The organism is Pseudoalteromonas luteoviolacea H33-S (genome assembly GCF_001625695.1).
Taxonomy (GTDB): domain Bacteria; phylum Pseudomonadota; class Gammaproteobacteria; order Enterobacterales; family Alteromonadaceae; genus Pseudoalteromonas; species Pseudoalteromonas luteoviolacea_B.
Genome location: NZ_AUXY01000046.1, coordinates 127,826 through 147,540 on the forward strand (window position 1 = coordinate 127,826; position 19,715 = coordinate 147,540).

7 protein-coding genes are annotated in these 19,715 nt (G+C 48.3%); all 7 read right to left on the minus strand.

Going from position 1 to position 19,715, the window contains the following annotated elements; all coding sequences use genetic code 11:
• Window position 1 precedes the first annotated feature (1 nt).
• The 7 genes from N477_RS03645 to N477_RS03675 all read right to left on the minus strand — a co-directional run bounded on the left by N477_RS03645 (window position 2) and on the right by N477_RS03675 (window position 19,567).
• A complete protein-coding gene (locus N477_RS03645; RefSeq protein WP_063364357.1) occupies window positions 2–3,607 on the minus strand; it encodes a non-ribosomal peptide synthetase in 3,606 nt (1,201 codons plus the stop codon).
• Window positions 3,604–9,033: a type I polyketide synthase gene (locus N477_RS03650; protein ID WP_063364358.1), complete on the minus strand. Its 5,430-nt coding sequence runs from the start codon at window positions 9,031–9,033 to the stop codon at window positions 3,604–3,606. Before N477_RS03650 ends, N477_RS03645 begins: the two co-directional genes overlap by 4 nt.
• 88 nt (window positions 9,034–9,121) lie before the next feature.
• A complete protein-coding gene (locus N477_RS03655) occupies window positions 9,122–14,332 on the minus strand; it encodes a non-ribosomal peptide synthetase (RefSeq protein WP_063364359.1) in 5,211 nt (1,736 codons plus the stop codon).
• A 90-nt stretch (window positions 14,333–14,422) separates the two neighbouring features.
• Window positions 14,423–15,814 (minus strand): salicylate synthase, encoded by a 1,392-nt coding sequence (locus N477_RS03660; protein ID WP_196760573.1) that lies wholly within the window; start codon window positions 15,812–15,814, stop codon window positions 14,423–14,425.
• Window positions 15,815–15,966: 152 nt separating this feature from the next.
• Window positions 15,967–17,187, minus strand: coding sequence for an alpha/beta hydrolase (locus N477_RS03665; RefSeq protein ID WP_063364360.1), 1,221 nt, complete (start codon window positions 17,185–17,187; stop codon window positions 15,967–15,969).
• Between the two features lie 487 nt (window positions 17,188–17,674).
• The gene (locus N477_RS03670) at window positions 17,675–18,619 is read right to left on the minus strand and encodes a hypothetical protein (RefSeq protein WP_063364361.1); all 945 of its coding nucleotides are present in this window, start codon (window positions 18,617–18,619) and stop codon (window positions 17,675–17,677) included.
• A 57-nt stretch (window positions 18,620–18,676) separates the two neighbouring features.
• The gene (locus N477_RS03675; RefSeq protein WP_063364362.1) at window positions 18,677–19,567 is read right to left on the minus strand and encodes a hypothetical protein; all 891 of its coding nucleotides are present in this window, start codon (window positions 19,565–19,567) and stop codon (window positions 18,677–18,679) included.
• Window positions 19,568–19,715 lie beyond the last annotated feature (148 nt).

Below are 19,715 nucleotides of genomic sequence, written 5' to 3' on the forward strand. Positions count from 1 at the left end.
TTTAACGCTGAATGTCAGTCTGACGATTCGAACGGCGCTGCTGCCGCGTTTGTTGTTGTTTTCTCATAGAGCCTTGTCGAGTGCGTCGTTCGCCTGCTCGACTGCGATTGGCTCTTTTTTGCTGGTCTCCGGCTAAATAGCGGGCCTGCGTATAGATGGTGGGATTGGCAAATAACTTGGCCACGGCCACATCCTTATCAACCTGCTCCTTGAGCTTTGACTGAAGTCGGACAATGGACATGGAGTTACCACCGGCTTCAAAAAAGTTTTCATGAATACCAATGTGTTCACGGGTCAATAATGCACACCAGATATCAGCCAGTGCTTTTTCTAGCGCTGTTTTTGGCGGAACGCGTTGTGCCTGCGCATCTCTTTGCGCCGCATCCGGTGCAGGTAGAGCTTTTCGGTCAACCTTACCGCTGGGTGTGAGAGGTAACTTCTCAACAAAGACAAATTGAGTTGGGATCATCCAATCAGGTAACGAGGTTCGCAGATGAGCACGCAACGCATCCCATGCTAGCGTCGTATTTTCCTCTGCGGATGACGCGCCAGTCAGCCAAGCAACTAGCTGCCTGCTTTCCCCTTCACCCCATGCATCAACGACGGCGTCCACAATGCCCTCATGACATAAAAGAGCAGTCTCAATCTCGCCGCATTCGATGCGAAATCCGCGGATCTTCACTTGCGTATCCACGCGCCCAAGATATTCAATATCGCCATTGGGTAACCAACGACATAGATCGCCCGTGCGATATAGTCGCGCTGCTGTATCCTGAAATGGATTTACAATGAACCGCTCATCTGTCAGCGTTTGACGATTTAGGTAGCCACGGGTTACACCAGCTCCGCCAACATACAACTCACCGGGGATCCCGATTGGCACTGGGTGTTGATGTTGATCGAGAATGTAAGCGCTTAAATCAGCGATTGGCTGGCCTATGTTGCTTGTGGCAGACGCAATGTCTTTTGCGTTTAACTTATTGAGCGTGACATGCACAGTGGTTTCAGTGATCCCGTACATATTCACCAAGGTCGGTGTTTGCTCACCGTGGCGTTCAAACCAAGGTGCCAACTTTGCAGGTGTCAGTGCCTCTCCGCCAAATATCACCCAGCGCAGCGATAACGGCTCGCTCTGAGTCACATTGGTGGCTTGCTCGTACTCAATCAATTGGTAAAACGCAGACGGCGTTTGATTCAGTACCGTGACCTTTTGTGCTTGCAGTAACTGATAAAACAACTCAGGTGAGCGCGTCGTCATGTATGGCACAATGACTAAGCGGCCGCCGTATATGAGTGCCCCCCAAATTTCCCAGACAGAAAAATCAAAGGCATGAGAGTGAAACAGTGTCCACACATCTTGGTTGCCAAAGCCATATTCCTGCTCGGTGGCTTTAAATAAACGCAGTACATTTTTGTGCTCTACACACACGCCTTTGGGCTTACCTGTGCTGCCTGAGGTATAAATGATGTAAGCAAGGTTATCTAACCCAACAAGCGGTGTTGGGTTCGCCGCACTTTGCGCTGCAATCGCATCAGATTGCGCCGACATATCCACAACAAGCGCGTCGCTTTTAGGTAATCGAGAGACCGTAGCGCCATGACATAACAGCACCTTAAGCTCTGCATCTTGCACCATAAAGGCAAGTCGCTCTGCCGGATAATCAGGGTCAAGAGGCACATACGCCCCACCTGCTTTTAAGATGGCCAACAGTCCAATCACCACATCAAGTGAGCGCTCGACAAACAAGCCAACGCGCACTTCGGGCCCAACCCCTTGCTCACATAAATAATGGGCCAGTTGATTGGCACGTGCGTTTAAATCGCCATAACACACTTGTTGATTTTCAAACGTCAGTGCAACCGCGTTTGGAGATAACTCGGCTTGGCGTTCAAATAAGGTATGAACACAGCTGCTTTGCTCCAGATTCACCGTGGCTTTTTGCCCCTGATGCAAAAGCTGATGTTGCTCTGACTCAGTCAAAAGGGGCAGCTGAGCAATAGGCGTTTGCGTATTCTCAGCAACGGCAGCTAACAAGGTTTCAAAATGACCGAGCAAGCGCTTTATGCGATCTGCATCAAATAAGTCAGCGCTATAGCGACATATTCCAGATAGTGACTCGCCCGCCACATCAATCAGATCGATACTCAAGTCAAATTGACCTTCTTGCTGCGTCATTCGAAAAGGCTTAAGTGTCAGTCCATCTCTTTGCACAATATGATTTTCATCCGCCCCTAAGAAAAACGGCGCGAGGTCATCTTCTTCATGAGGTTGCTGCAAGTTAAACTCAACTTGAAACAACGGAAAGCGATTACTGTCTCTTTGCGGTTTCAAACGCTCAATTAACAGCAGTGATGGATAGTCTTGATGAACTAGCGCCTCTAGCGTCGCTTTTTGCATCTGACTCAAAAAAGATGCAAAGCTTTGATCTGAATCTAATTTGCCTCGCAGTACAATAAAGTTAAAAAAGCATCCGCAAATATCTTTAAACTCGGCAAGGCTGCGCCCTGCCGCTGCGGACCCTACCCAAATGTCATTTTGCCCAGTGTAGCGATGCAGTAAGACCTGAAAAGCAGCAACCAAGATGACATACAAGGTGTGGCCTGACTCTCGCGCTTGTAATTTAAGCTGTTGGGTCAACGCTTTTGGCAACGTAAAAATAATGGATGCGCCATTACTGGTCTGAAGCAAGGGCCTTGGTCTATCCGCAGGCAAGTCGAGAATTGGCGGCTGCTCAGATAACTGGTTTTGCCAATAGCGCCATAACTGATCTCCTTGTTCACTGGAAAACATGTTATTTTGCCAGCGTACATAATCTTGGTAGTGCCAATCCAAAGGCGGTAAGTTGGCTTGTTTTTCAGCTTTCAACGCAGGATATAGCGTTAAAAACTCCGACATCAGATTCCAAAATGACCAACCATCTGTGATGATGTGGTGTGTGGTGATCAGCAAAATATGCTTATCTTCTGCTTGCGTTAATAATGTCGCACGCAGCAACGGGCCATTTTCTAAATCAAACAAACGCAAATAAGCGTCACGGGCACGCTGATAAACTTGTTCATCACTTTCACCAACCACGTTTAGCACTTCAAAGCAGACATCTTGCTGAGGATGCACCGTTTGCATCGGTTCACCATTTTGCTCAGAAAACGTTGTACGCAAAGAAGGATGACGATCTACTAAAGCTTGCAAAGCCGCCTTTAAGATGGCTAAATCCAGCTTGGATAACATGCGCCAATGCATAGTCACGTTATATGCTGGGCTTTGCGGTGCGTTGCGATATAAAAACCAAAACGCCTTTTGTCCGTAAGAGAGCTCAAAGGTCTGAGTCTGCTCGCCTTTGACAAGCGCTGGCAATTGCACAGCATGGGTTGTGCTGCGCTGTGCCTCAAGCGTTTGTGCCATTCTCGCCTCGGATACTGTGCGACTTGATGGCGCTGTCAAATACGACAAAATATCCTGTTTGTTGGCTTTCAATTGTGCTTTTAACTCAGAGGGTATGCCCGCTTTAGACGTGCGCACCATAAGCTCGTCATCTTCAACCCAAATACGACAATCAATCGCCTGCAAATCGGCTAACAGGGTACGTACGGTCTGCATAATGCTCATACCTTAAACTCCTCTTCGCCTTCTTGTAGCTCTGTTTGCGGTTTCACATTGAGGTTGTGAGGCGGGTTTAACTCAGCGACCAGATCCACCACTGTGGTGCCTTCGCCCATAAATTTGGCAATGGAGATATCAACACCCAACTCTGCACGGATGCGATTTCTAAGCCCAACAGTCATCAGTGAATCCAAGCCCATTGAGTTCAGGGCTTGTGTTGAGTCTAGCTGCGTGGGACAGAGCTTAAGCACCGCAGCGAGTTCTTTGCGAATAAAGTCTTCTAAGATCTCATCATGTGCTTGCCAATCGGCTTGATCCAGAAGGTGCTGTACAGCTAGCTGTGGAGATGGCACGTCATTTTCTTGGCTCAACGAACGTAAAAATGCCGGTATTTCACCAGGATAAAACTGCTGTAAAAAGGCCGGCAAGCCACCAGGAAATACAAATGCATGACTGAGCTGTGGGCTGCTAAGTAAGGCGTCAAGAATGCTGAGGCCTTGCTCAGTTGAGAGCATAAAGTCACCTAAGCTTGCTTGCGCATCAGTATCCCCAGCCATGCCGCCATCAGCCCAAAAGCTCCAGTTGATGCTTTGCGCTTGCAAGCCTTGCGAGGTGCGATATTGGCTAAGTGCATCAATAAAGGCATTGCCCGCAGCATAACTTGCCATGTTGAGGCCACCCAATTGCGCTGCCGTAGAAGAAAAGAGCACAAAAAAGTCCAGCGCCAAGGACGCGGTATGACAGTGTAAATTCCAGCTACCTTGTACCTTTGCAGCCATGCCTTGGTTAAACTGCTGCCAGCTTTGCTCAACTAAAGCAGCACGATCTACCACACCCGCGGCATGAATGATGCCCTTAAGTGGCGGCATGTCCGAGCTTAGCTGATGGAAAAGCTGTGCAACCTCATTGTCCTTTGCCACATCCGCCTGCATCACGAATACGTTAGCGCCCATTCCTTGCAGCTGATTAATGGCCTCTTGCGCGTATTGGGAGGGCGCGTTGCGTCCAACTAAAGCAATATGACGAGCGCCTTTTTCAACCATCCAACGCGCTAAATGCAGTCCCAATTTACCCATGCCACCTGTGATGAGATAGCTCTTGTCTGCGTACAGAGAAATATGTCCTTGCACAGGCGCACTGATGCTTGCTTCCATACGCGCGACATATCGCTCGCCATCACGATATGCAATGTGATCTTCTTTTTGCTCGCTCTGTGCTGTCTGTCTGAGTTCATCTAACAAAGCGGATGTAGAGGGGCTATCTATCATTCCCCCCCAAAGATCTGGGTGCTCTTGTGCAATGACCTTGGCAGTGCCCCATAGCGGCGCTTGGCATACCGATACCGTATGATTGTTATCACCCACATTTACAGCGTCACGGGTAACAAACCATAGTTTTGCAGATTGCTGCTTCGCTGCCGCGCGAACAAGATGCAGTGCACTGGCGCCAATATGTGTTTGAGCTTGGTTCAGTGAAGACAATGACAGCGCAGAAGTTGTTGGGGCATCCAAGCTCCAAAGGTGCACTACGCCAACAGGTAATGCACCATGCTGCTGATTAATATGCGCGAAAAGCGCCTCAAAGTCCGCAGCTTCTTCAGCATCTATGTAGACTTTTTCGCCAGTAAATGCACTACTGTAACCCCCCTTTACAGTCTCTAACTCGGGGGCCGTTTTACTGTATACCAAGGTGCAGTTATTGCCTTGTTGCTGCAACTGTACCGCCAGCGCTTCACCTTCTCCGGCTTGATCTGCAAAGATTAACCAATTACCAAGCGTCTGCGCTTCAACACTTGCTGCTGGCAATGGCGCGGGTACCCAATTTAATGAGTAGAAATCATCTGCCCCTTGTGCAAAATGACTGCGAAGTGTTTTGCCATCCATTTGCACGGCGGTTAAGCCTTCGATACTTGCAACGGCGTTACCCGCTTCATCAAATATTGAAATATCTAAAGTGAGACTTGGTTGCCCAGATTGAGCGTTTTCAATCACCTTAACCACACTCCACAAGGTGTTGCTGCCTGCACCAAACATGCTCACCTTGTCTATTGATACTGGCAACCAGGTCTTGTCAGCTGATTCCGTTGGGTCAAACATCTGCACAAACATCACCTGCAAACACGCATCCAGCATAGCGGGATGCAGCCTTTGGCTGGCGTTTAGCAGCGCACCATCAACAAGCAGGTTATCGGCCAGTGTAACCTTGCCAATGGCGACGCCCTCACCTTGATGTAATTGCACCAATCCTTGGAAATTAGTCCCATAATGTAAGCCTCGCGATTGCCAAAGTGCGTACTGCTCAGCAACGGGAAGTTCACTTGGGCAACTAGATAACAGGGCTTCAAGGTCAATGTTCTGAGGCTGACAAACGGTTTGCTCAGCGACAACTTGACCAGTTACATGTGAGCCCCACTGCCCGTGTTCATCTTGGCTAAATACTTGGAAAGCGTGACTTTGAGCAGCTCTGTCATTATCAGGAGCTGACATCACCGTTTGAATGGAAGAAGTACCCTGCACAGGTAAAATCAATGCCTGCTCAAAAGAGATATTTTCCACTGCAATGCTAGAGGTCTTGTCTGCCTGCATTTGCACGCCTGCGCTAAGTGCCATCTCAATATAGCCTGCGGCGGGCAGCACAGCGGCACCAAACACGCGATGGCTTACCAACCAAGGTGCAGAATCTTCGCTTATTTCACTGGCAAAACGGGTCTTATCTGTATCTGCAAGTTGTAATTGTGCACCTAATAAAGGGTGAACCAGCTCATCACTTGTGCTTTGCTTATCCTTGCTCAGTGGCGCCATCCAATAGCGCTGACGCTGAAATGCATAAGTTGGTAAAGACACTGGTCGGCGCCCATACCCTGCATCAAATGCTTGCCAGTCCACAAGCCCGCCATGGCAATGCCATTGACCTAGGCTCTCTAATAGTTGCAATTCATCATCTTGGCCTGCTCGCAAGCTTGGTAAGAATATATGTGTATGCTCATTCGCTAAACATTGCTTCGCCATCGCCAATAAAACAGGTTTGGGCCCGATCTCTATAAATGCTTCAATACCTTGGCTTTGCAGTGTGTCTATCCCAGCGGCGAAGCGTACAGGCGCGCACACATGCTGCACCCAATAATCCGCACTTGCGATGTCTGCATTTATCATCTCGCCAGTGACATTGGAGCACACTGGAATACTTGGCTTGGCAAATTGAATACTCGCCGCAACGCTTGCAAATTCAGCTAACATCGGTGCCATCATCGCAGAGTGAAAGGCATGAGAAACCGATAACGCTTTACTCTGAATGCCTTGTGTTTCAAGCGTCGTTACCAAGCGCGCCATCGACTCAGTATCACCAGAGATAACGATATTTTCAGGGCCATTTACAGCGGCAATCGATAAGCGCTCAGCAAAAGGCGCGATCAAGCTCTGTGCCTTGGCTTCATCCACAGGCAATACGCGCATTTCGCCCGACTGACACAAGCTGTGCATCAAACGTCCACGGGCACTGATAAGCTTTAAGCCATCTTCTAAACTGAACACCCCAGCGAGGCACGCAGCGACATACTCACCCACACTATGCCCCATGACCGCATCTGGGTGCACGCCCCAAGACTGCCATAACTTTGCCAGTGCATATTCAATTGCAAACAACACAGGTTGGGTATACTGAGTTTGATTGAGTGCTTCAGCCTTTTGGCCATACAGTAACGCAAGTAATGGCACATCTAACGGTCGCAATATGGCATCACAGCGCTCTAGCGTGTCACGAAACAGCACTTGAGACTCAAACAACTGCTGTCCCATTGCAAGATATTGTGCACCCTGTCCGGTAAATAAAAATGCCAGCTTAGGCGCTTTCTCTGGGGCCTGTGCACTGCTGTATTCTTTGCCTCTAAGTTGCTGTTTCGCGTCTTCCAATGAACTGGCAACTAAGCTTAACCGATGGGAGAAATGTGCTCGTTTATTGGCTGCGGTGTAGCACACATCCGCAAATGCCAAATCAGGGTGGCTGTCTAAATATTGCGCTAACTTACCTGCCTGTTGTGCCAACGCCTGTGCGGATTTTCCAGATAAGGTCAAAACATGATGTTGTCGCTCAGTACTCTGTTTAACACGCGGTGCGTTAACCGTGGGCGCTTCTTCTAGCACCATATGCGCATTAGTCCCGCCCATGCCAAATGAACTGACGCCCGCTCTGCGTGGCGCCTCTTTGCGTGGCCATGGCGTCAATTCGGTATTGACGTAAAAAGGGCTACTGGCAAAATCGATGCTTGGGTTTGGTGCACTGTAGTGCAAACTGGGTGGGATCTGCTGATGCTTTAACGACAGCACGGTTTTTATCAAACCAGCAATGCCAGCTGCGGCATCCAAATGACCTAAATTAGATTTCACCGTCCCAATCGGACAATAGCCTTTTTTCTGGGTGCCAAACCGAAATGCCCGTGTCAGAGCGGCAATTTCGATGGGGTCGCCAAGCTTGGTGCCTGTACCATGTGCTTCAACATAAGAAATAGTCTCTGGGTCAACATCCGCAATGGCTTGTGCCTCAGATATCACCGCTGCCTGTCCCTCAACACTTGGGGCGGTAAAGCCAACTTTACCCGCACCGTCGTTGTTGATGGCAGAGCCTTTGATCACCGCGTATATGGTATCGCCATCAGCCAGCGCATCATCCAGGCGCTTTAACGCCACGACGCCAGCCCCATTGCCCGGTACTGTGCCCTGCGATTGCGCATCAAAAGCACGGCAATGGCCATCGGGAGATAACATCATGGCCTCATGATAAAAATACCCACTTTCATGGGGCACACGGGCTGAAATTCCTCCCGCCAGCGCAATATCACACTCGCCATTTATCAAGCTTTGACACGCCATATGTGTCGCGACAAGCGAGGTGGAGCAGGCCGTTTGAATGCTGACCGCAGGCCCCTTTAAATCCAGTTTATACGCGGCATGTGTCGCCAAATAATCCTTGTCATTACCCAATAAAGTTGAAAACGCTTGCGCCTCTAAAAATGGCAGTTGATCCGATACGCGGTCAAAGAAATAGCTCGTCATGCCAGCGCCAGCGTACACACCGATAGAGTAAGTGTCTTTGTCGACAACATAGCCCGCATCTTCTAATGCTTCCCATGCACACTCTAAAAAAATACGCTGCTGCGGATCGGTGGACTCTGCCTCTTTCGGAGATAAACCAAAAAAGCCCGCATCAAATTTATCGATGTCCTCAAGCACAGAGCCGGCTTTTACATAATCAGGCCGAGCCATCGTCGAGGCACTGATCCCCGCTTTTTGCAACGCGTCGTCTGAGAAGGTAGTAATAGACTCTACGCCGTGCTTGAGGTTATACCAAAACTCGTCCGCCGTTTTTGCACCGGGAAAACGACAGGACAAGCCAATCACTGCGATATCCGAGTCACTTATCGATTCAAAAGTCGTCATAGTGTTACTTCCATTAATCTGCTTTGCTTTGAGCCCTGCCCTATTTGGCGCTGACTTAAAAAGACCTTTTTGTCATGTCTGTTCATGATTAGGAGTTCTCCGCTCGGCTGCGCCTACGTGCTTGCCTTTGATCTTTTGCTGATTTCCGACTGGTGCGCCTTTTATCAACTCGGTTACTGCGAGCAGCATGTTCAACCACGTCTTCACCTTCTAGGTGCGCTGCCAGTGCATGTATGGTTGGATGTTCAAAGAGTTTGGTGATCGGCACTTCTTGACCTAGTGCCTCCCACAGCTTGGCGTGAAGCTGCACAATTGAAGCGGAGTCGCCACCGACATCAAAAAAGCTGTCGTAGATCCCAATGTGGGTTCGATTAAGTAACGCACACCATATCTCTGCCAAAGTTTGCTCAAGCTCTGTCTCAGGTAGAGTCTGTGTATCACTTTCAAGGCTTTGGGATAAATCTGGTGCTGGCAGTGCTTTACGGTCCACTTTGCCATTGGCTGATAATGGCAATGCATCCAGCACAGTGATGGTGGTTGGCACCATATACTCTGGTAATAAACCAGCGACATGGGCCTTTAACGCTTTGATTAAGTCACTTTGCGCCTCCTCTGAAAGTACCTTATCTCCCTGTAAAACCACGTACGCCGCAAGAGACTGCAAGTTGTGCGATTCTCCAAATGCAGTGACCACCGCAGAGCGAATATCACCATGGTCGGCCAAAATGGCTTCTATCTCTTTGAGTTCAATTCGATGGCCGCGGATCTTCACTTGAAAATCAGCACGTCCCATGATTTCCAAATTGCCATCTGGCAAGTACCGAGCAAGGTCGCCACTTTTGTACAGCTTTTCACCGCTCTGTGGATGGACAATAAAGAGCGCATTGGTTTTTTCCTCATCCTGCCAAAAACCTTTTCCTAGACCGCGTCCTCCCACATATAGGTCGCCTGTGACCCAAACAGGGCAAGGCGCAAGGTCTTGGTTAAGAACATGCAGCGTTTGATTGGCCAGCGGCTTACCATAGGGAATACTCTGCCAATTTGGATCGACGTCTTTGATGACATAGTGGTTATTCCAAATTGACGTTTCAGTCGGGCCACCTAGCCCAACAACCATCATATCTGGCCACAAGGCACGAATGCGGTTAGGCAGGTCGACAGGGATCCAATCCCCGCTCATCATCACCAAACGCATATTTGGTGGCAGCAACTCGTTACGCGGCTCTAGATAATCCACCAGCATCTGTTGTAATGCAGGGACTGTATTCCACACAGTGACCTTGTGCTCAATCATTAACGCTCGCCAATGTGCGGGATCTCGCAGTCTTTGTTGATCAGGCATTACCAGCGCACCGCCTGCTGCAAGCACCCCAAAGACGTCATAAACAGATAAATCGAAATTAAGCGCAGAGAGGCAAATTGCTCTGTCGTTCTCTGTCACTGCAAATTTGCGATTTACATCTAAAATGGTGTTCACTGGTCCGCGATGCGGCAGCATGGTGCCTTTTGGCTTGCCCGTTGAGCCCGAGGTATAAATCACATAAGCCAGATCTTCAGGGCCTATCGCAACCGGAGTAAGCTGTGCTTGTTCTTGAGCAAGGTTGTCTTCTGTGAGGGTCAAGCGCGTGATCCCCGCCGAGAGCGCTTGATGCTCAAATTGGGGTTGAGTGAGTGCAAGCGTAACCTGACCATCGGCCAAAATCGTGTTGATGCGCGCTTCTGGCTGATGCGCATCAATCGGCAGATAAGCACCACCTGACATCAACACCCCCAGTACCGCCGCGATTTGCTCCCAGCCTTTTTCCATTACCACAGCCACCAGCGTATTTGGCGCAACATCATGGCGCTGCAACCAATGCGCGGTACGCGTTGCAAGATCTAATAATTTGCCATAGCTCACACTGTGGTTGTGAGAGATCACCGCTGGCGCATCAGGGTTTGTCTTAGCTCGAGCGATAAATAATTCATGTAATAATGCGTTGGATACATCACCAGAAGTATCATTGATGGCTGTGCGTTCAGTGAGCTGCTTTTCCATGAGCAGTGGTTGAAACTTGCTTTGCTGCCAAGTGGCCTCATCATTTGCAAGCGACGACAACATGGTGCTATACGCGCTTAACATGTCATCAATTAGCCCCTCTGGGAATAGCTCTTCGATACAGTCCCAATTGAGGATTAACTCGCCTTTGTTTTCAAAGATTTGATAATCGAGCCATACTTGTGGGGTCTGGCTGACAGTGTAGGCAATGTCACCAAATTGGCTCACTGATGACATATCGGAACCAAGCGAGCCAAGCCCCAAAGTGCTACTAAATACCACAGGCATGGCTGCGCGCTGATTGCCGCCTTGTCGCCTCGCCAACTCGCGCAGTACTTGCACACCGTGGATTGCATTGTGGTCCAAGTCATCCATCAACTGTTGTTGAATACGCTGTGCACGGGCAATAAATGGTTCTTCAATCGTATGATCCACCTCTAACAACAACAGCGAAGTGAAATCACCGACCACATCGTTTATTTGGCGATGTAAAGGCTGGCGCGTAAACAGCGTGATATTGATGACAAAGTGCGCGTTTTTGCTCCAAATTGCCAGCACTTCGGCAAATACCGATAGCAGCAAGGCCGATGGCGTCAAATTCACTTTGGCTGCACGCGCCTGTAAAGTTTGCCATGTATCCGCAGGCACTGTGATCCCTCGGTGTGTAAACTCATGGCTCTTCAGCGCTTCAGGTTTAATTGCAAAAGGCAGATCAGGCGTAGGCGGCAAATTATCTAAACGCGCAAACCAGTAGTCCTTGGCCTTTTGGTAATGTGCGGTTTCTTTAAATGCCTCTTCGGCCAGCACGTAATCGCGGAAGTTGATTTCCAGAGGTTCCAGCTTGTGTGGCTGATAGATAATGTCATGTAATTCTCTAAAGATCAGGAACATGCTCCATGCATCCATGATCAAAAGATCTAGCCCAACGTGCAAACGGGTGCGGTTGTTCTCAAGTCGCGTCGCTTTGATTTCAAAAATAGGCCAAGTGTAGGGGTCTAAGATCTGGTGCGACATTTTATCCCGTGTGGCCATGAGTTCTCGCTCTACCAAGGCCGCTGGCTGGTTGATAAGATTACTCACTTCAATCTCATAAGGAGGCACATCCTCTAAGATCTGCTGCCTACCGTCCGGTAACATCACTGCGCGCAACATATCTTGGCGCTGAATTAAGCGCTGCCAGCCGGCATTAAAGCGCGCCAAGGCTTCATCGTCATAATCACAGTCAATCTCGGTGTACCAGTGTGTTGCCACGTTACCAAGGAATGTGTCACCTCGACCAAAAATATAAGCGAGCTGAATGTCTGTTAGCGGAAACGGTTTTGAGCGGTCTTGCGCAGATGGGATCAGCTGAGGTAACGCATCGCTCAAAGCGGGTTCCGCAGTTTTGGCTGTGCCTTCTCTCGCAAGCACCTGATCGAAAACGTGACTTGTCAGCGCCGTTAATGTCGCATGTTTAAACAACGCCGCCGATGATACCGCCCGACCTAGGCCGGTTTGCAAACGATTTCTCAGTGCAACCGCAGCTAAAGAGTCCATCCCTAACTCAAAAAAGCTGATGTGTGCATCTTGCAACTGGGATTCATCTAAGCGCAGTGCGACAGCCACTTGCGTGCGAATATAGCTCAGTAAATGATCGCGCTGAGCTTGTGGCGACGAAAACTGAGCTAACTCATCAACAAATGAGCCAACTTGGTTTTTGTACTCGCCGCGCAGCTCGTTGAGTTCTCGCAAGTTCGAGCGCTGGATTTTTCCGACCGTGGTTTGCGGTAATTCGTCGATAAACTCAATCCAACACGCGTGATTTCTTGCCGAATGTGCTCGAACAAACTCCTGTAATTCCAAAGCGAGATCCGCAGAAGGGCTATATCCATCTTTAACAGAGACATAAGCAACTGGGGTGATGATCCCCTCATCAGCAGAGCCCACAACGCCCGTTTCAAGGACAGCGGGGTGTTCTTGTAAAACCGACTCAATGTCTTTTGGCGATACCCATTGACCGCCTATTTTCATCAAATCATCTTCACGGCCGACATAATAAAAAAAGCCATCTTCATCGACTTTAAACGTGTCCCGCGTGTTACACCACTCACCCAATAAAGTTGCCTGTGTTTTATCTGGGTTATTCCAGTAACCCAGGGTGATGCTCTCCCCTTTGATCAGTAAGGTGCCTCTCTCACCAACGGGTAATTCTTCTCCCTCGTCATCGACTATTTTTGCTTCATAGCCGGTTACCAGCTGACCAGTACTCCCTACTTTGGCACTGCCTGCCCGATTTGAAATAAAAATATGCAGTGCTTCTGTTGAGCCAATTCCCTCTAACAGCTCTAAACCAAAGCGCGCTTGCCACTGTTCAAACAACGGCTTAGGAAGCGGCTCCGCAGCAGATAAGCACATGCGTACATCACCAAGCGATGTTCGTCCATCTCGCTCAGCGGCTTGCAACAACACAGTAAAGTTGGTCGGGACGCTATAAAATACACTTGGCTGATGGCGATCAATGATGTTAAAAACCGCTTCTGGGGTAGGTGCACCCGGTAATAGCACCGCCGTGCCGCCAGTCCAAAGCGGGAAGTACAAACTGTTACCTAGGCCGTATGCAAAAAACAGTTTTGGCACAGAGAAAGAAATATCAGATCCCGTCAAGCCAAGCGCTTGCACAGCATAGCGCTCAGAGGTCACTATCATGTCTTGATGGCGGTGAATGATCCCTTTTGGCAACCCAGTCGTGCCTGAGCTGTAAAGCCAAAAAGCAACATCATGACGGCCCGTTTCAACGGCCTCCAGTTCAGCGGATGCCCCCGCCAGCAGTCCCTCTAAGCTCGGATATTCCGTGCTATCATCACCACATACCAAAACATGCTCAAGATATGTTAGCTCAGATAAAATAGGCACAACCGCATCCACAAGTGATGCGTGTACAACCAGCACGCGGGCGCGGCTATCTTGCAGTAAATGCGCGTATTCAACGCTGTCTAACAAGGTATTCAGTGGCACTGCGACCGCACCGATTTTCATAGTACCAAAAAAGGTAAATCCGAACTCTGGGATATCGGGAAGTAACATCGCAATACGCTCTTCAATACGCACCCCAAGGTCTCGAAGGACATTACCAAAGCGGTTGACGTTTTCATGAAGCTGGCGATATGTGATCACACGCTCTTCACACAAAATAGCGGGCTTGTCACTGCGCCCTTCTTCTATGTGTCTGTCGACGAACACGGTTGCAGCATTGAGCTTTTCTGGAATATTCAGTTCAGACATCAAGACTCTCTCTAAAAAATAGCTAAGGAATGCAAGCCAATCACCTTCAAAAACAGGTAGCTGCCTGCAAAAATTACGGCACAGGCCGCGTTACTGCTCGCAGACTACGTACGGTGCAATACCTGCGAACTTTTCGATTGTTTCAATAAATTCTCGTTCTGGGGTCGATAGGCCAACCATGCCGCACCCGGCCTGTATCCAAGACTTATCGGCATCTTGAAATGCAGAGCGCAGTACCAAGCACGCCTCAAAGTTGTGCTCGTCCAGCATTAAAATCGCGCCTGAATATAGGCCTCTTGATTCGGTTTCAATGTGCAAAATAGCTTCGATAGACTCAGCTTTGGGGATCCCAGATGCGGTAATAGAAGGAAATAACTCATCAAAGGCATGCCATGCGTCTTTGCTTGCACTGAGCGTGCCGCTCACTTCAGAACCCAAATGCTGCACACTGCCGCGCTCAAGAGTGGCCATGAATTTATCGACCGTCACAGAATGTGAAAATGAAGACATCTCTGTGACGGCTTCGCGGACTGAGATAGCGTGCTCAACAATCTCTTTGGGATCAGAGTGTAAGTCTCTGCGTAGCTGTGCATTGTCGGCCATTGCACTATGCAGTGCCCGAGTGCCTGCAACTGGCTCTGTTAACACGGTTTGTCCGTTCACCGCAACAATGAGCTCGGGACTAAAGCCCATCGCTTCACGCCCCATAAACTTCACTAAAAACGAGCGTGACGGCGTATGAATTGGCCGCGACTGTACAAATGTCCCCAACATATTTATGCGTTTAGGCACCGCGACCTGACGAGATAGCGTGACTTTTTCGCATCGCCCTGAGTGGATCACATCAAGCACTGCTTCGGCCGCTTGTTGGTGAGCAGCTTGGCCGCCTCGGGTATCTATGGCACTGACGCCATATTCACCTAGCGCATGTTTTTCTTTGGCTAATAAAGTCTGTAATTTGCCTAGTGTGGCGATATCTCGAGTGCGGATAGTAACGTGCTGATGGTTGAGGGTGATTTCACTGTAGGGCACCATTAAGCTTAATAAAGGCCAGTTTTTCTCTGAGGCCTGCTCAGTGCCTAACACCCCGCGAATGTGCGCCGCGTATTCAAATGCTGCTTGCCCAAAAGTATGCCAACCATGACCGCCATGGGCCTTGACAAAATTGCGCGCCAGCTCAGATATAGGCTGAGTGAGAGGCTCTGTTAGCGAAGGCTTGTCGATGTGTAGCTGAGTCACCTGAGTTGGCGTAACCACCAATGCCGCCTGCATGCCCAGCGCAATCTGCCATTGACCAGAAGCTGGGTTTTCATACACGTAATAATCTTCGTTCGCGTAGCGTTTTACTATGGCTTCTATCACGGTAAGAGGCTCTGTTTTTGGCAGTACAAAAGTATGCTCAAACACGCCGCTGCACACCTCATTTTGTCTTGCTTCGCCGTGTAGTTTGCATGCGTGTTCGGCTTGCTCGGGATTCGTCACAATATCACCTCCTTTGAGTTGTCCCGGTTTGACTTTATGCTGGTTGCAGCTGCTCACCGCTTCCAATGTTTTTCTGGTTGTTGACCTCAATGTCAGCCTCAAACTAAGGGCTTTTGCCGACCTTTGAGGTTTTACTTTGTATTTTTATCCGCTTAATCTACGTCGCAGGGGTGTGTCGCTTCATGTTTACCATTGCCAATTTTTCGGTCCGCCCAGCGGTTCATATGCGCAAACGTCGCAGGCGCATTGGTATGCAAATTCAAACTATGTCCTGCATCTTGAATGACTTTGGTGTGCAAGCAGGATGATGCTGTAAAAAAGTCAGATTGATGGCTATGAACCTCACTGGCACTGGTACAATCCAGCGCGCCGCCACAAAACACAGCATCAAATTCCCCCACCAAAATCATCACTGGCACGTCAATTTTCAGCGTTTGGGTAAACGGCAAGGTAAATGCTGTCTCACCAATTGAAGAGGTGTCTTTTGTGAGCTCATCCATGATGATGACTTGCGGCTCAGCTGTCTGCGAGTGATAAAAAAGCGCAGCACGCTTATCTGGCACCGTTGTGAAATAATCATGATGAGGAAACTGCCCCAAGAACTTTTCATCTAAAGTCGCTGGGTGATAGGCGTTTTGCGCCAGTTCAAAAAAGTTAGGATTTAAGTTGTGTAAAAACCCACTTAAGATTAGGCCATCTAGGTCATCGGGATGACGAGCTGCCAGCTCAATCGCAATCATCGAACCTAAGGAATGGCCCACCACAATGATTTTTTCAAAACGCGTATGTTCATTGTCTTCAGCGCGCAGCGCTTGTATCACTTGATGTACCACATGGGCATGAGAGACAACGTCAACGAGGTTGCCACTGGGCCTCTCGCTTTGTCCCACACCAATGCGCGCCAAGTTTAAAGTTGCATAACCTTGCTGATTCGCGGCATCAACATAAGAATACACCGCCGGATTCAAAGGAAAGTCCCAGTAAACACCGGAGTAAGTCCCGCCAGATAACAACAGTTGTAGGGTTTTGTCTTCAAAAGTCCCGTTAGCGCATAAAGTCCCGACAACCTGATACATGGTTGCATCGTTTGGACTGAGATTGACTTGAAATGTGCGCTCATGGCAGCGGCGGCGCACTTTTTCAAGCATACCTAACGCCTGCTTCACCTCGTTGGAGCCTATTATCGTCAAGCTGCCATCGTCCAAATGCGCTGGCGTAGTGTGCTTAACCGCTGAGCCAGCCGTATGTGAAGACATTACCTCAGCCTTATCTTGGCTCCACACACACGGCACAAAAAACATCACCAAAGGCAGCAAAGCTTGATGCCACCAACTAGCGTTATTGTTTTGTTTTTGATGTCCCCAGCAACTCATGCTCAGGTCTCCTTTCACTACTTTGATCCGTTGACGCAGTTCGTCAGTCTTACTAATGTGGACACACTCACTGACCGGACCCGTAATAAATAAATTAAAAAATTTATGAAAAAGCGTTTTGAGGGTTATTCAAGGAGGAAAAACGACTGATAAAAAGGGCGTTATGGTGAAGTGCCGCAGTCGAGTGAAGAGCCAAAACGACGAATATTTCAAAATGATAAACTTAATAACAACACAACCCTCTCCCCGTCGTTACGGGCTTGCCCCGCAATCTAGTTTTGTCAAAGGAAGCTATGTTGCTAAAACGGGTTAAAAGGTCCCTCCTAGTTATGGGCTCTGAAATAAATTCAGAGTGACAAGGGGAAGTTATGGTGAAGTGTCGCAACCGCAGTGAAGAGTCAAAAACTAGCAGCATTACAAACCTATAACCTAAATCACGACTCAACCCTCAACCCGCGTCATTGCGGGCTTGCCCCGCAATCTATAACTACCAAACATCCCTTCTGTTTACCTGTTTATCCTCTGCATCCAAGTATTTTTTCATCGATTCAGGAAACGGGCCTGTGCCCATGGCGTTTTTATTATCACGAAAATGGTCTTCAATTGTTCTATGTATATGACGGTGAATAGGCTGAGAAATATCCATAAACCTTACAATGCTGGCCCAATGCTCTTGCTCCATCCCACCAAATACCGTAATGGTTGGTCTAAACCAGTAACGTTTTGGATATTTGGTTAAAACTAAGCTGCCGGTGGCCATTTCTCCGCCGCCTCTTGCGGCTTGTACCACAGGGCCTTCACATAGCTCTATGTCTTCAATTGGCACATAAAAACGTCGTCTCAGAAATGAAAAAGGCATACGCACCAATCCGGTGTGGCGATTAAATTCTATTTTATCCATCCATGCCCCCCACTCCCAGATTTTGTGAATCGCCATGGGACCTAATATACTTACAGGGATCAAATATGCGTACGAAAAATTCCAAAAAAAGACAATATTAACAACACTAAAAAAAAGCATATAGACACATAAGATAAACCATAAAAAACAACCCCCCCCCCAAAATGGCGCCCTACGGATCCCAACAACTTGTCCATCGCACCAGCCAATGTGATTATCCATGCCATGGTGCTCCCGCGATGAAAACGGCTTTTTAAATGGCTTAGCTTCTTTAAACTCACAGCCATTTAACTGTGCAGCTTTTGCAAGGCGTTGCTCATATGTCTGATGATGGAGATGGTCTTTTGAAAGCTCTTCATAAACTACGCCTTGGGCATAATATTTATCACGGTTTTTGCGCCTTCTCTCAAGGTCATCATAAAACTCTCGCATACTTCCTGTCGCTTTCGCTTTACGCTCCTCAAACTGTCGCTTTCTAAGTTCTTGTTTAGTCGGCTTTTCAGAGGAAGAATTAATCTTATTTTGGTCCATGACATTCCTTGCTAGCTACAAACTCAATCCTTTTAGCTCGGCTTGACAGCAAAGCAGCTACCAAACCTTCCGCCGATTTATTTGCTTATCCTCTGGGTCAAAATACTTTTTCATTGACTCTGGAAACGGACCCGTTCCCATCGCATTTTTATCTTTTTTATAATGCTCTTCTATTGTTGCATTAACATGCCAATGAATCGGCTCATGACTGTCCATAAACTTCAAAATGGCTGTCCAATGATCTCTTTCCATTCCCCCAAAAGTAGCAATGGTTGGCCGCCACCAAAACTTGGCTGGATACTTAGTCAATACCAATCCGCCAGTTGCCATTTCACCTCCCCCTCTCGCAGCTTGAATGATTGGCCCTTCGCACATTTCAACGTCTTCAATCGGGACATAAAATGGCCGTCGCAGCAAAGTATGTGAGGTACGCACAAGCCCGGTATGACGGTTAAACTCAATCTTGTCTAACCAGTCCAACTTTTTCCATAACTTATAAGTCAGCCAGGGACCAATGCAAAAAAGCGCTAATGCAGCTGGCATTAACCAATTCGGGCCATGGAATACCCCCTCAAAGAAAAAGCCAAGCCCACCGACAAAACAAAAAAGAGAAAGAAATATGCAAACAAGCCAAACCCCGGGTGCTCTTCGCAATGCCAACACCTGTCCATCACACGCACCTATGTAATAATCTCTATCAGTATGCTCCCGCGATAAAAACGCTTTTTTGTAAGGCTTCGCGATTTTAAACTCGCAGCCATTGAATTTTGCTGCCATAGCTAAGCGCTCTTCATAACTTAAAGCATGTAAATGATCTTTAGGAAGTTCAGTATGAAATACACCGGATGATGAGTATTTAGATATATTCTTTTTAAGTTTCTGTGCCTCAGTTTTTACCCACTCACTGGGCTCTTCAACATGCTTATTATCAATCGATTTAGACATCATTTCCCTTAACCAATTTGGCGCCTTCCCCTTGTGGATATACTTTGTATTCTCCCTTGAGCTCAATACTGCTGTTATAAATTTGACAACACTTCTTTTGAGTTCACCATGTAATCGAGCCCGCTACCACACCTTCCAGCGGCTTACTTGC